At 74.7% G+C, this 13,488-nt stretch carries 11 protein-coding genes; 6 read left to right on the plus strand and 5 right to left on the minus strand.

Annotated features, from left to right (window positions below; all coding sequences use genetic code 11):
* Positions 1 to 139 precede the first annotated feature (139 nt).
* Together ACFCZ1_RS02985 and ACFCZ1_RS02990 are read right to left on the minus strand one after the other, a co-directional pair.
* Positions 140 to 2,287 (minus strand): FUSC family protein, encoded by a 2,148-nt coding sequence (locus tag ACFCZ1_RS02985; protein ID WP_376676547.1) that lies wholly within the window; start codon positions 2,285 to 2,287, stop codon positions 140 to 142.
* 61 nt (positions 2,288 to 2,348) lie between these two features.
* Positions 2,349 to 2,771 carry a YjbQ family protein gene (locus ACFCZ1_RS02990; RefSeq protein WP_376676548.1) on the minus strand — a complete coding sequence of 141 codons (423 nt, stop codon included), beginning with the start codon at positions 2,769 to 2,771 and terminating at the stop codon, positions 2,349 to 2,351.
* Between the two features lie 172 nt (positions 2,772 to 2,943).
* Between ACFCZ1_RS02990 and ACFCZ1_RS02995 the strand changes: the two genes are divergently transcribed.
* Positions 2,944 to 4,251 carry an MFS transporter gene (locus ACFCZ1_RS02995; RefSeq protein WP_376676549.1) on the plus strand — a complete coding sequence of 436 codons (1,308 nt, stop codon included), beginning with the start codon at positions 2,944 to 2,946 and terminating at the stop codon, positions 4,249 to 4,251.
* A 20-nt stretch (positions 4,252 to 4,271) separates the two neighbouring features.
* The gene (locus ACFCZ1_RS03000; RefSeq protein ID WP_376676778.1) at positions 4,272 to 5,558 is read left to right on the plus strand and encodes an anhydro-N-acetylmuramic acid kinase; all 1,287 of its coding nucleotides are present in this window, start codon (positions 4,272 to 4,274) and stop codon (positions 5,556 to 5,558) included.
* Here ACFCZ1_RS03000 and ACFCZ1_RS03005 read toward each other — a convergent pair.
* Positions 5,503 to 8,031, minus strand: a complete 2,529-nt coding sequence (locus tag ACFCZ1_RS03005; RefSeq protein ID WP_376676550.1) for an MDR family MFS transporter — start codon at positions 8,029 to 8,031, stop codon at positions 5,503 to 5,505. The genes ACFCZ1_RS03000 and ACFCZ1_RS03005 overlap by 56 nt on opposite strands.
* A 121-nt stretch (positions 8,032 to 8,152) precedes the next feature.
* Between ACFCZ1_RS03005 and ACFCZ1_RS03010 the strand changes: the two genes are divergently transcribed.
* Positions 8,153 to 8,653 (plus strand): hypothetical protein, encoded by a 501-nt coding sequence (locus tag ACFCZ1_RS03010; protein WP_376676551.1) that lies wholly within the window; start codon positions 8,153 to 8,155, stop codon positions 8,651 to 8,653.
* A 306-nt stretch (positions 8,654 to 8,959) separates the two neighbouring features.
* On the opposite strand, the gene ACFCZ1_RS03015 is transcribed toward ACFCZ1_RS03010, so the two are convergent.
* Positions 8,960 to 9,943, minus strand: a complete 984-nt coding sequence (locus tag ACFCZ1_RS03015; protein WP_376676552.1) for an aldo/keto reductase — start codon at positions 9,941 to 9,943, stop codon at positions 8,960 to 8,962.
* A gap of 98 nt (positions 9,944 to 10,041) precedes the next feature.
* Here ACFCZ1_RS03015 and ACFCZ1_RS03020 point away from each other — a divergent pair, with 98 nt between their 5' ends.
* Positions 10,042 to 10,632 (plus strand): TetR family transcriptional regulator, encoded by a 591-nt coding sequence (locus ACFCZ1_RS03020; protein ID WP_376676553.1) that lies wholly within the window; start codon positions 10,042 to 10,044, stop codon positions 10,630 to 10,632.
* A gap of 414 nt (positions 10,633 to 11,046) precedes the next feature.
* Positions 11,047 to 11,415 (plus strand): hypothetical protein, encoded by a 369-nt coding sequence (locus tag ACFCZ1_RS03025; protein WP_376676554.1) that lies wholly within the window; start codon positions 11,047 to 11,049, stop codon positions 11,413 to 11,415.
* Between the two features lie 84 nt (positions 11,416 to 11,499).
* Here the strand turns inward: ACFCZ1_RS03025 and ACFCZ1_RS03030 are convergent, their stop codons facing one another.
* Complete coding sequence (locus tag ACFCZ1_RS03030; protein ID WP_376676555.1) at positions 11,500 to 12,804, minus strand: phytase; 1,305 nt, start codon at positions 12,802 to 12,804, stop codon at positions 11,500 to 11,502.
* Between the two features lie 206 nt (positions 12,805 to 13,010).
* On the opposite strand from ACFCZ1_RS03030, the gene ACFCZ1_RS03035 reads away from it, so the two are divergent.
* Positions 13,011 to 13,457, plus strand: coding sequence for a hypothetical protein (locus ACFCZ1_RS03035; RefSeq protein ID WP_376676556.1), 447 nt, complete (start codon positions 13,011 to 13,013; stop codon positions 13,455 to 13,457).
* Positions 13,458 to 13,488: the final 31 nt, after the last annotated feature.

Genomic DNA, 13,488 nt, shown 5'->3' on the forward strand with positions numbered 1-13,488 from the left:
TCGGCGGGGGGGGGGTGTCTTTTGTGCCCCCGAGCCGCTGGGGGGGGGGGGGGGGGGGGCCGGGGCGGGGGGGGTCGGCCGCGCTTTGGGGGCGCCCCCCCCGCCCGGCGGTTATGTGATCCGAGGTGATCCGAGGTGATCAGAGCGGGCCGGCCGGGCCGGGGGAGCGGTCGGATGCCGTCACGCGCCCGATGTCGATGGCGAGCGAGTCGAGCCAGGCGAGGGCGGTGAAGAACCGCAGCGGGGCGAGGCCCGGCGGTACACCGGGTCCGGCGTCCGGCCCGCCTTCGGGTCCGCGCGGGGGACCGGGTGGGGGCCCGGCTGAGGACGGTCCGCCCGCCGCCGGGTCCGTACCCGCCCACCGCGCCGCCTCGCGCAGCCGCGTGGCCACCCCGGCGGCCCGGCCGTCCAGCCGTGACCCGTTCTCCTCCCCGAGGGCCGGGCCGCCCTGGCCGAGCACCCGCCGAGAACCCCACAACACGTGATGGCCCGTCATCATGGCCGCCTGCCAGTCCGGAGCGGCGTCGGCGGGTACGCGGGGCTCGCCCTGCCGCTGCGCGAACGCGGACTCAGCCAGCACCAGCGCCCTCTGGAGCGACCGGTCGTCGCCGGTCCGTCCCGGCATGCCCGCCACCACGGCGGCCGAGGCGCTCTCGACCGTCTCGGCCGCCCGTGTCAGCAGCAGCGCGACCGCCTTGTGCAGCTCCTCCTGCGCCCCCCGCGGCCAGGCGAGCAGCCCGAACACGATGCCGATGAGGCTGCCGACGATCACGTCCAGGAACCTCACCTCGGCCAGTTGCCACGTCACCGGCGCCAGTTGCGCGAAGACGAAGGCCACCACGAGGGTGAACATGCCCTGGGCCCAGCCCACACCCCGTACCGGCCCCACCCGGAACGCGATGAACATGATGACCGGCAGGGCGACGGCGTAGACGGTGGTCCGGCCGCCGATCAGGGCCAGCAGGGCCGCGGTGACCAGGGCGCCGAGCAGCGTGCCGGTGAGTGCCTGGCGTACGGTCGCCCGGGTCTGGGAAGCCGTGGTCCGGGTCAGGCTGAGGACGGCCAGCATCGCCCAGAAACCGTGGGGCAGTGAGTCCACGCCCGCGACCGTACGGGCGGCCGCGAGCGCGAGGCTGATCCGGACGGCGTTCTGGAAGTACACGGACCGGGGTCCCGCGTGGGCCGCCAGCCGGTGCCACCACAGGCGCGGCGCACGCTGACCGGCGTACCAGAACCGGGCCCGGTCGGTCTCGGCCGGCAGCCGCCCGCGCCGGCCCCGAACCGCCAGTTCGGACGCCGTCGCGAAGGCCACGGCGGCGTCCGCGGCCTCCATCAGCGCCGCCCGTCGGCGGCCCCGCGCCGCGGTCGAGAGCTGCTCCTGCGCGGCCGCGGCCTCTTCCCGCACCCGCCGCAGGGCGCCGGCCGCGTCGGTGGCCCCGACCGTGCCGTTCAGCAGCGCCGCGGTTTCGGCGGCGGCCCCACCGACCGCCAGCAGCAGGTCGGGCCCCTGCGCCGGAGGCAGGCCCCCCGGGGGCGGCGGGGGAAGGTTCTCCAGGCGGCTGAGGAGCGTGCGGCAGACCATGCCCGCGTGGGCGAGGGCGCGGTCCCGCAGGCCCGGCCCGGCGGGGCGGTCGGCCTCGGCGACCCGGGAGGGCCGCAGTGACGCTCCGGCCGTCCGGGCCGCCTCCTCCGTAGCGGCGGAGACCGTGTACGGTGCGCGGCCGAGCTCGGCCGCGCAGCGGGCGGCGGTGCCGGCCGCCTCGGCGGCCAGCAGCCGGTAGGAGGGGGTGCGAGGCTCGGGCAGCACGAAGGCCTCGGCGAGGAGCAGCAGCGCGAGGCCGAAGGTCGCCCCGGCGAGGCGCTCGCCCAGGGTGTCCGGCGCGTAGGGCGGGAAGCACGGCAGGATGTAGAGGAGCTGCAGTCCGGGAGCGGCTCCCGCCGCCCGGGGCCCGGCCGCCGCCACGAACGCCAGGACGAAGCCGAACACCAGCATGCCGGCCACGGCGGTCCAGGTCCGCACCGCGAGGTAGGTGCCGGCCGTGATCAGCACCCAGGCCGCGGGCGCGGTCCTGACCATGACGGCCGCCCGCTGGCGCCCGGTGCCGGGGACGTGGGAGAGGGCCCCCATCGACACCGCCGAGAACAGGGCGTACGTCGCCGCCACGGGCAGGTCCAGCCCGTACAGGCACACGAAGAACCCGGCACACGCGGCGAGGGTGATACGGACCGCGGTGCCCGCGGTGCCCGCGGCGCCGCGTCCAGCGCCTTCCTCACGTTGGACGCCCATGACTCCAGCATCGGGCCGCCCGGGGAAAGCCACCACATGATCGGGCGGGTGCCCGTGCCGGTCAGCTGAGGAAGGACAGCCGCACGGTGCGGTGCGGGTTGTCCCGGTTGGTGTCGACCAGCACCACCGACTGCCAGGTTCCCAGTGCGAGCTCACCGCCCACCACCGGAAGCGTCACGTGCGGCGGGACGAAGGCGGGCAGCACGTGGTCGCGGCCGTGGCCGGGGGAGCCGTGCCGGTGCCGCCAGCGGTCGTCCGCGGGCAGCAGCGCTTGGAGGGTCCGCAGCAGGTCGTCGTCGCTGCCGGCGCCCGTCTCGATCACGGCGAGTCCCGCCGTCGCGTGCGGGGTGAAGACGTTGAGCAGCCCGTCCCGCCCCCGGGCGGTCTCCCTCAGGAAGCCCGCACACGCTGCGGTCAGGTCGTGGACGGTCTCCGACGCGCCGGTGTGGACGTCGACGGTCCGGCTGGTGAAGGTGTCTGGCATCCCCGCATCGTCTCGCGGCCCCCGTACGCGTCGCGCCCGCCGCACCGTGCGGCCGATCCGTTGAAAACCCGCCGCACCGCGCATCGCCGGGCGTCCGCCGGGGCAGCCAGCCCCTGTGGCCCTCCCCGCCCCCCGACCACCGAGCCGGCCCGCGGCGGCCGCCGTGCCCGCCGTGCCCGTCCGTCCGCCGTCCGCCCGGCGCGCACTCGTCGCCGGGTCCGTGGGCAACTTCGCCGAATGGTACGAGTTCGGCGTCTACGGCTCCTTCGCCACCGTCATCGCCGCTCGCTTCTTCACTCCCGACGGCGGCGACCGGGCCCAGGCGCTCATCGCGGCCTACGCCGCATTCGCCATCGCCTTCTTCTTCCGTCCCCTGGGCGCGCTGGTCTTCGGGCGGGTCGCCGACCGGGCGGGCCGCCGGACCGCGCTCGTCCTCGCGGTCTCCCTGATGACCGGTGCGACCACCCTGATCGGAGTCCTGCCCGCGTACTCCACCGCCGGCGCCGCCGCACCATGGCTGCTGACCCTGCTCCGCGGTGTCCAGGGCTTCTCCGCCGGGGGCGAGTTCGGCGGCGCCGTGAGCCTCCTGACCGAGAACGCGCCACCGGGCCGGCGCGGCCGTCACGGCGCCTGGCAGTCCTTCACCGTCGCGCTCGGACTCCTCACGGGCGCGGGCGTCGCCGCCGGCCTGGCGACCCTGCTCTCCGAGAGCGCCCTGTACGCGTGGGGCTGGCGCCTGCCGTTCCTGTTCGCCCTGCCGCTGGGATGCGTGGCGCTTTCGCTGCGGCTTCGACTCCCACAGACCGCGACGCCGGGGACCCCCGGGACCCCCGGGACCGCCGGTCGGGCCCACGACGGGGCGGCCGGGGAGGCCGGGCCGGGAGCGGCCGGCACGGCCCGCGCCGTCGTCCTCGGCATCGGCCGGATCATGGGCTGGTCCGCGGCCGGCTACACCTTCCTCGTCGTACTGCCCTCCTACCTCCAGGCCACCCTGGGCACCACCTTCCAGCAGGCCCTGGCGGCCGCCTTCATCGCCAACCTCGGGTTCGCCGCAGCGATCCTGCCCGCCGGGGCGCTCAGCGACCGGGTCGGCCGACGTACCGTCATGCTCGCCGGCAGCGTCCTCGTGGTCCTGACCGCCGTACCGGTCCTGCACCTCCTGCGCGACCCCGGCACCTCCGTCGCGGCCAAGGCCGCCACCCTGGCGGCGGCCGGCGCGATGATCGGACTCCTCGCCGGTCCGGGCCCCGCCCTGCTCGCGGAGATGTTCCCGACGCGTGTGCGCAGCACGGGACTCGGCCTGGCCTACGCGCTCTCCAACGCCGTCTTCTCCGGATGCGCCGGCCTGATCGTCACCACGCTCGTACGGCACACCGGCAACCCGGACGTTCCGGCCCTCTACGCGGCAGCCGCCTGCGCGCTGTCCCTGCCGGCGCTGCTCACGCTGCGCCCCGACGACCACCGAAGGCCCCTGCGATGACCCACCCGATGACCCACCCGATGACCCACCCCCCGGACGCACCCGCACCGTGGACGCCGCCCACCACCGTCATCGGCCTGATGTCGGGCACCTCCTGCGACGCCGTCGACGCCGCGGCCGCCCGCATCACGTGCGACGGCTCCGTGCTGCGCCTCACCCCGCTCGGCATGGTCAGCGAGCCGTACGACCGGGAGCTGCGCGACGCGCTGGCGGCGGCGCTCCCGCCCGGCCGCACCACCCTCGCCGACGTGTGCCGCCTCGACACCCGGATCGGGCAGTCGTTCGCCGCCCTCGCCGCCCGGGCCGACCGCGAACTCTGCGCGGGCCGGGCGGACCTGATCGCCTCGCACGGCCAAACCGTCTTCCACTGGGCGGACGGCGGCCTCGTGCACGGCACCCTCCAGCTCGGCGAACCCGCGTGGATCGCGGAGACCACCGGACGCCCCGTCGTCTCCGGCTTCCGGACCCGGGACGTCGCCGCAGGCGGGCAGGGCGCGCCCCTGATCGGCCTGATCGACCGCATGCTGCTCCGCGGCCACCCCGGCGTACCGGCCGCGCTGAACGTCGGCGGCATCGCCAACGCCACCGTCCTCACCTCGGACGGTACCCCGGCGGCCTTCGACTCCGGGCCCGGCAACGCCCTTCTCGACGCCGCCGCCCGCCACTTCACCGCCGGGCGCCTCGACCGCGACACCGACGGCCACTTGGCGGCCTGCGGCACCGTGCACGGGCCGCTGCTCGACCGCCTGCTCGCCGAGCCCTACTACGGCCGGCCCGCGCCCAAGACCACCGGGCGGGAACTGTTCCACTCCGGCTACCTGCGTACGGCCCTGGACGCGGTCGGCCCGCTCCCGGCCACCGATGTCCTGGCCACCCTCACCCGGCTCACCGCCCGCACCGTCGCCGACGCCCTGCGCCCGTACGGCGTCACCGAGGTGCTCGCCTCCGGAGGCGGCACCCGCAACCCCGTTCTGATGGCGGAGCTCCGGCAGGAACTCGGCACCGAGGTACGGCTGCGCACCTCGGACGCGGTCGGGCTGCCCAGCGCCGCCAAGGAGGCGTACGCCTTCGCCGTGCTGGGCTACCTCACCCTGCACGGACTGCCGGGCACGGCGGCGCGGTGCACGGGCGCGGCGGGCCCCCGGGTCCTCGGCTCCCTCACCCCGGGCCGCACACCGCTGCGCCTGCCCACGCCGCTCACGCAGGCGCCCCACACGCTGACGGTCACCCCGCCACCGGCCGGCCGACGGCTCACCGGCCTGCCGGGTGCACCGCCACCACGTCGCCTCCGGGCGCCTTGGCCGTGACCAGCAGCCCGGCGATCAGACCCGCGACCAGCATGCTGCCGACCGCCCACCAGAGAGTGGCGGTATAGCCGCCCAGCAGTGCTCCGTTGACCGGCCCGGACGGCCATGACGAACTGCGCAGGCGGCTGACGACGACGGTGCTGAGCAGCGCGCCGCCGATCACCCCGCCCACGTACTGGGCCACGGTGACGGTCGCCGAGGCGGCCCCGGCGTGCTGCGGGGCGACAGCGGTCGCGACGGCGAGGACCGGCATGAAGGCCACGCCGACGCCGAAGCCCATGAGGAGCATGCCGGGCAGTACGCCGACCACGTTGGCGCCGTCGACGGTGAGACCGGTCAGGAGCAGCAGTCCGAGCGCCGTGGTCACCAGGCCCGCCACGATCAGGACGCGGGGTGCGACGCGGTGCTGCAGGCGGGCGGACACCTGGGTGGAGCCGATGACGATCGTGGTGACCAGGGGCAGGAAGGCCACCCCGGTCATGGCAGGGGTGTAGCCGAGGACGCTCTGCAGGTAGAAGGTCATGGACGGGTACGAGGCCGGGACGGCGGCGCCGGCCAGGAACATGACGAGGACGCAGCCGACGCGGTCGCGGCCCCTGACCCCGTACGGCGCAGGGTTCCGGCCCGCCGTCCTGGTCTGCCACCAGAGCAAGGCCACGAGCAGGGCGACGCCCGCCGCCAACAGGACCAGGACCACGGGGTCCGTCCAGCGGAGGCCGTCGACTTCGGTGAGGCCGTAGGTGAGGGCGGCGAGTCCACCGGTGCCGAGCAGCAGACCGAGCCCGTCGAAGCGGGCCGCGGTGGTGCCCAGCCGGTCGTGGACCAGGCCGAGCGCGCCGGTCAGGGCGATCACGGCGAGCGGGACGGAGCCGTACAGGGCCACCCGCCAGCTCAGGAACCCGATGAGCCAGCCCCCTGTGAGCAGACCGAGTGCCGTTCCGCCGCCGGTGATCGCGGCGAAGACCCCGAAGGCCCTGCCGCGTTCCCTCGGGTCGGTGAAGCCGGTGGCCACCAGCGCCAGCGCGGACGGTGTCAGCAGCGCGCCGGACAGGCCCTGCAGGGCGCGGGCCCAGACGAGCATGCCGGAATCGCCGGCCGAGCCGCCGAGTGCGGAGGCCGCCGCGCATCCGGCGAGGCCGATGACGAAGACGAGCTTGCGCCCCACGAGGTCCGCGACGTACCCGCCCAGCAGCAGTACGCCGCCGAAGGCGAGCGCGTACACCTTGAACATCGTGGCCAGATCACCGGATTGGAGTTTCAGGTCGGCCTGCACGACCGGCACCGCCATGCTGAAGGTCGTCGCGTCGAGCAGCACCATCAGCTGCGCCAGCGCGATGACCGCCAGGCCCCACCAGCGCCGGGGGTGCGGGGGCGCGGACCAGGGGGCCGGGGGCGGTCCGAATCCCTGACCGGGGCCGGCGTGCGCCGGGGCCGTCGGGGCGTACGCCGGCGGCGGGGGCGGCGGCTGCGCCGGGGACAGGTCCTGGGGCCGCGGCGGCGGGACGCGGGGGTCCGGCTGCGCGGTGGGTGCCTGGGCGGGGGCTTCGGCGGGTGCTGCGGGGTCGGGGGCGTAGTCCAGCAACTGGGCTGCATGGCGGCCGAGTTGCGCCAGTACCGCGCCCGGCAGCCACTCCGTCGCCTGATCCGCCGCCTGATCCGTCGTCGTGCGCGCGGCCACCTGCCGGGGCGTGGGCCGCCGCGCCGGGTCCTTGTGCAGACATGCGCGCACGAGGTCGACCAGCGACTCCGGTACGCCGGTGAGGTCGGCCTCCTCCTCGGCGATCCTGAAGAGGTGGGCGTTCAGGCCGGTGTCCTTGGCGCCGAACAGGAGGCGCCCGGTGGCGGCGTAGACGAGGACGGCGCCCAGGCAGAAGACGTCGCTGGCGGGGGTGAGTTCAAGGCCACGGACCTGTTCCGGCGACATGAAGCCGGGGGAACCGATCAGCATGCCGGTGTGGGTGTGCAGGCTGTCCCCGGCAAGGCTGTCCATCGCCCGTGCGATGCCGAAGTCGATGACGCGGGGGCCGTCGACGGTGACGAGGACGTTGGACGGTTTGAGGTCGCGATGGATCAGGCCCGCCTCGTGCACGGCCTGCAGGGCGACGGCGAGGCGGTTGGCGAGCATGTGGACCGAGTGCTCGGGCAACGGCCCGAAGTCCTGGGCGACCACGGTCTGCAGATCGGGCCCCGGAATGTACTGGGTCGCCACCCAGGGCACGGCGGCGTCCGGGTCGGCGTCGAGTACGGCCGCGGTCCACATCCCGCCCACCCGCCGTGCGGCGGCCACTTCCCGGGCGAAGCGCCGGCGGAACTCCGGGTGCCCGGCGTACTCGGCCTGCACGACCTTGACGGCCACGGTGCGGCCGCCCTCGGAGCGACCCAGATAGACCAGGCCCATGCCGCCGGCGCCCAGCCGGGCGATCAGGCGGTACGGGCCTATGCGGAGCGGGTCTTCGGTGATCAACTGGTCCACGAGAAGAAAGTAGTACAGCCATCCCGTAGGGGTGGGGCCATCAGGCAAATCGCGCGCACGCGGCCCGCTTCGGCCCGACGGCCGCCAAGTGCCTCTCCGGCCGCTGTGCATACTGCTCGGCATGACGTCCACGATCGCCGCCCGCCTGCACCTGATGATCACCTTCGTCCTGGTGACGTGCGGGGCGGTCGGCGGAGCCTGCTTCGGTCTTCTCCTGGGCGGCCGGATGACGGCCCTGGCCGCCGGTGGAGCGGCCGGCCTGGGGGCGGGGATCGGATCGTTCCTCTCCCGCCGCCACGTGAGGGAGTTCTTCCGGCCCGAGCGTGCGGGCGCGCAGGTCGACGGGTACGCGGAGGGGATCGCCGACGCGGTCCTCGTGAGCATCGCGACCTACCAGTCCGCGGTCTTCCCCCTCACTCCGGAGGGTGTGACCGAGGCGGAACGGGATGCCCGCCGCACCGTCGCCTACCGGGTCGCCGCCCACGACGGCCTGCCCCTGGCCGTACGGGTGTCGGCGGCCGCCGCTCTGGAAGCCGTCGACCAGGGCCTGGACGCCGACCGCGCCCGGGCGGCGATGAAGGCGTTGTCCCTCTCGGTCTACGACCACCGCGGCGGCCGCTGAGCCGGCGCGGTCGGCCGGGCCCCGCGATCAGGGTGGGGCCGGCGCGTGGACCGCGGGCTGCCCGGAGGCAACCTGACGGGCCATCAACTCGGCGCAGGCGTGGTCGAGGAACCGCTTGAGACGGCCGGTCTCGGCCGGTCTCGGCCGGTCTCGGCCGGTCTCGGCCGGTCTCGGCCGGTCTCGGCGGCCGGCGGCCCGGCCGGCTTTTTGGCCTTCCCCCAATCCTCCGGGTTCTGCCGGGCTGTCGGCGAGCCCCGCGGCCACCCGCCCGGGGCGCACCCGTGTCCGCCCCGGTTGCCGTGGCCGTCAGCCGTTCAGCGACTTCATCAGCTCGGGGGCGTAGCGGTCGCCCGAGGCCACGCCGTGCGGGGCCACGGCGTCGATGGCGGCCAGGTCCGCGTCGCTGATCGTCACGGCGGCAGCGGCGATGTTCTCCTCCAGGTAGCGGCGCCGCTTGGTGCCCGGGATGGGCACCGCGCCCTGGCGCAGGGTCCAGGCCAGGGCGAGCTGTGAGGGCGTGACGCCCTTCTCGGCGGCGAGCCGGCGCACCTGCTCGACGACGGCCAGGTTGCGGTGGAAGTTCTCGCCCTGGAAGCGCGGGTCGGTGCGGCGGAAGTCGTCGGCGGCGAAGTCGTCCGGGCCGGTGATGGCGCCGGAGAGGAACCCCCGGCCGAGCGGGGAGTAGGCGACGAGCCCGATGCCGAGCTCGCGCAGGGTGTCGAGGACGCCGTCGTGCTCGATGCCGCGCTCGAAGAGGCTGTACTCGGTCTGTACGGCGGCCAGCGGGTGGACGGCGTGGGCGCGGGCGATGGTGGCGGGCGCGGCCTCGCACAGGCCGATGTGGCGGACCTTTCCGGCGGCGACGAGCTCGGCCAGGGCGCCCACGCTCTCCTCGACGGGCACGTCCGGGTCGATGCGGTGCAGATAGTAGAGGTCGATGTGGTCGGTGCCCAGGTGGCGCAGGGAGCGGTCGGCCGAGCGGCGGATGTACTCGGGGGTGGCGTTGTGGCCGCGGAGGGCGCCTTCGTCGGTGAACTCGATGCCGGTCTTCGTCGCGATCACGGCGGCTTCGCGGCGGCCGGCCAGAGCCTTGCCGAGGAGCCGTTCGTTGTGGAAGGGGCCGTAGCCCTCGGCCGTGTCGAGCAGTGTGACGCCCAGCTCCAGGGCGCGGTCGATGGTGGCGAGGGACTCGGTCTCGTCCGTGGCCCCGTAGTGGGCGCTCATGCCCATCAGGCCCAGTCCTTCGGCGCCGACCTTCAGTCCCTGGCTGCCCAGTGCGCGGATGTCCATCGGTGTCTCCCTAGTAAGTAACTAACTGGATAGATAGAGCTTGCACCGCGCCTCCGTCGATGTCAATAACCAGATAGTTACTTGCTAGGCTGGGAGGCATGGCACGGGATTCCAGCGCGACCAAGGCCCGGCTGCTCGACGCGGCCTTCTCCGAGTTCGCCGCGTACGGCATCGCCGGTGCGCGGGTCGACCGCATCGCCGAGGCCGCGCAGGCGAACAAGCGGCTCATCTACGTCTACTACGGCAACAAGGAGCAGCTCTTCGACGCCGTGCTCCAGCAGGCCCTGGAGGCGGGCTCGGAGTCCGTACCGTTCGACGCCGACGACCTGCCCGGCTATGCGGGCGCCGTCTTCGACCACCTCGTCGAGCGGCCGTCGCTGATGCGGCTGGTGCTGTGGAAGCAGCTGGAGCGTCCGGGGAACACGGACGCGACGGCGGCGTCCTACCAGGGCAAGATCGAGGCAGTGGGGCGGGCGCAGGAGGCGGGGCGGATCGACGCCGGGATGGACGCCGCCGATGTGCTGACGCTGGTGATGGCCCTGTCCCAGGCGTGGTTCGGCGCGGTGGGCGGTCCGGCGGCCGACGGGCCGGGCGCCGCCTGGGCGCCCGGCCGGCTCGCCCGCCACCGGGCGGCGGTGGTGGAGTCCGTACGCCGGATCACCGCACCGCCCCGGGACGACCGGGCCTGAAGCGCCGGTACGGCGGTCGACGCGGATGTCGCGGTGGTGGGGGCCGGGCCGGTCGGCCCGGGCGCCGCACTGCTGCTCGCCCCGGCCGCGCCGGTCTGGTGCCGGAACGCCGCCCGGTCCGGTCACCGGGTCCCGGGGGGGGGGCCTGCCCGGGACCTGTGGCCGGTCTCGCCACCCGCGCCTGGACGGTGCGGCTCGCCGCCCGCCCGCGCCGTACGGGACACGGCCCCGCGCGGCGTCCCTCGCCGCCCTGGCCGGACGCCGTCCGCTCGCCGAGGCGGTGGCCTGACCGCGCCCGGCCGGAACCCGAAACCGGCTTTCGGCTCGAAACCGGCTATCCGTAACTGATCATGCACCCGTAGTAATGGGCTTCGCGGCCCGACCGGCCGCCCGTGATCTCAAGGAGCCACCATCATGACTCGTCTTCGCACGACCTCCCTGGCCCTGGCCGGCGCGGCGGCGATGTTCGCCCTGAACGCCGCGCCCGCCCACGCCGCTCCCGGGGACGTCACGACCTCGTGCGCGAGCGTCCTCACCCCGACCGGCTACGTCGACGTCAGCTGGGGCTACAGCAGCAGCTGCGGCACGCAGAGCTTCAGCCCGAACATCAAGCAGATAAAGCAGCTCACCGGGCTTCCCGTCGGCACCGTGGTCCAGGCCTGCGCGTCCACCTACCAGCCCGCCGGCTGGGTCCAGACGAGCTCGTACTACAGCAGCAGCTGCGTCTACTCGTCGAACCCCAGCTTCAACAACAACGCGTGGCAGCTGAAGCGCGTCTCCTGATCCCCGGCCGAATCCTCCGCCGGATTCCCCGCTGACGCCTCTGCCGAGGCGCCAGCGGCCCGGGGCGGCGGTACGCCGCGGCCCTCAGTCGTCGAGGGCTTCCAGGACCTTGCCGAGGTCCACGAACTTGAAGCCGGTGGCGGTGCGTTCCGTGGCCAGCGGCGTCTCGTGGCCGTCCTGGACGACGAGGAGGCCCTTGGGGTACTTGCTCCCGAGGGGGGCGTTGAGCGCCGCGGCGCCGTCGCACTCCTCGGAGCCGTCCAGAGCGCCGGACGCGGTGACGCGGAAGCCACCCTCGTACTCGTTGCCCTCGCCGGTCTCACGGTCGTAGGCGGCAAAGGTGTCGTCGCCCTGGCTCGACGCGAGCAGGTAACCGTCGCCGTCGGGCTGCGTGATCAGGGTGAGCCCTTCGACGTCGGCCGCGAGCCGGCGGCCGCCGAAGCCGGGGTCGGGCCCCGGCGTGCACTCCTCGGTCGCCTCGTCGTAGGTGCCGGGCCTTCCGTACTCGCGGACCTTGTCGACCAGTTGCGGGGCCGCCGTGAGGTCGGCGCGCATGCGCCAGATGCCGACGTCCTCCTGGCCCGCGTAGAGCGTGCCGTCGGCCGGGTCGACCACCATGCCTTCGACCTGGGGCAGTTCGCCGGGTTCCGCGCACGGGGACCAGGAAGTGCCGTCCGGCAGGCGGAAGGAGGACGGCAGGTCGAGGGTGCGGATCCTGCGGTAGTCGACGGTGCCGGAGCCGGTGGCCACGAGTTCGAGCAGGGCGATGGTGGTGCTCTCGCGGCGGCTGACGAGGGCGTAGGCGCGGCCGGTGGCCCGGTCGGTCCAGGTGGCGAGGCCGTAGGCCGTCCGCTGCTCGTTGACCTCGTGCTGGTCGGCTGAGAAGACCGGCCGGACCGCCGGATCGGTGACGTCGGTGAGCGGCCCGCCGGGGCGGGAGGGGTTGATGCGGTAGAAGCGAAGCCGGTCGTTTCCGCGGTCGCTGGTCACGGCCAGGTCGGCGCGGCCCGTCGACAGCCGCATCCCGTGAACGAGGTCCACGTTGTTGAAGCGGCCGGGTGCGTCGCCGGGTGCCGGGCCGCTCGGCGCGGGGACGGCCTGGACCTGCCGGGCGTCGAGGTCGTAGACGCGCAGTCCGCCCTCCTTGGCCGTGGCCACGACGAGGCTGCGGCCGGGGTCCGCCGCGTTGCGCCAGATCGCCGGGTCGTCGGCGTTCGCGTTGCCGCCCGCCTCGTCGTCGTACAGGGCGGCGGTCTCGGCCCGCGCCGTGACCGCCGGCAACGGGGAGGTGCGAGAGGCGTGGGCCTGCGCGGGCACGGTCGCGGCGAGCGCCGCGAGGGCGATGGTGCCGGCGAGCACGCCCGACCGGCGGATGCGGGAGAGGGGCACGGAGCGGCTCCTTCACGTCGGGAACGGATCGTGACCACCGTCGGCACGCCCCGTAACCGGTGCCCCAGCGCACGGCCATCCCGGGGTGGAGTTGATGTGAACACTTCATTGGGCTCCGGCTCCGGCTCCGTCTCTGACTCCGGCTGCGGCGCGTCCGGAACCGGGGAGCGGGAACCGCGAGGGGGACGGTTCTCGTCGTGTCGGTCGTGATTGACATTACCGACCTCACTGTCGACCGGCTCGCCGACGCCTGGCAGTGCATCCGTGACACGTCCCCCGCGGACGAGGCGGACCCCTTCGTGCTGGACTGCGCCCGCAGGCTCGCCGCCGACCCGGGTGGGGAACGGGCTCACCTGTGGGTCTCCGGGCTGCTGGCCATGTCGGGCCACCTCGCCCGGCGACCGGGGCGGGACGCCGGGCGCGGGGGGCGGGACGCCGAGCGCGCCGCCCTCGACGCCCTGCGCGCCGCGGCGAAGGGGCTGGGCGGCCGGGCCTGCCCGCACGAAGACCACCCGTACGAGGCGGAGATGGACGCGCTGGAGGACGAGGTCTGGCTGGGCGACAACGGCCTGCTGTCCGGTGAACTCCACGCACAGGAAGCCGCCCTGGCGGCGTTCGAGGGCCTGCCGTCGGAGGGCCGGGACGGCGCCTGACGCGGGCCGCGCGCACCCGGAGTGACGGGGG

It is taken from the genome of Streptomyces sp. NPDC056224 (assembly GCF_042267665.1).
GTDB lineage: Bacteria > Actinomycetota > Actinomycetes > Streptomycetales > Streptomycetaceae > Streptomyces.

What these genes read in the sequence shown, in the direction of transcription:
- ACFCZ1_RS02985 (WP_376676547.1), bottom strand. Translation starts at nt 2,287, where the DNA reads ATGGGCGTCCAACGTGAGGAAGGCGCTGGACGCGGCGCCGCGGGCACC.
- ACFCZ1_RS02990 (WP_376676548.1), bottom strand. Translation starts at nt 2,771, where the DNA reads ATGCCAGACACCTTCACCAGCCGGACCGTCGACGTCCACACCGGCGCG.
- ACFCZ1_RS03000 (WP_376676778.1), top strand. Translation starts at nt 4,272, where the DNA reads ATGACCCACCCCCCGGACGCACCCGCACCGTGGACGCCGCCCACCACC.
- ACFCZ1_RS03010 (WP_376676551.1), top strand. Translation starts at nt 8,153, where the DNA reads ATGACGTCCACGATCGCCGCCCGCCTGCACCTGATGATCACCTTCGTC.
- ACFCZ1_RS03015 (WP_376676552.1), bottom strand. Translation starts at nt 9,943, where the DNA reads ATGGACATCCGCGCACTGGGCAGCCAGGGACTGAAGGTCGGCGCCGAA.
- ACFCZ1_RS03020 (WP_376676553.1), top strand. Translation starts at nt 10,042, where the DNA reads ATGGCACGGGATTCCAGCGCGACCAAGGCCCGGCTGCTCGACGCGGCC.
- ACFCZ1_RS03025 (WP_376676554.1), top strand. Translation starts at nt 11,047, where the DNA reads ATGACTCGTCTTCGCACGACCTCCCTGGCCCTGGCCGGCGCGGCGGCG.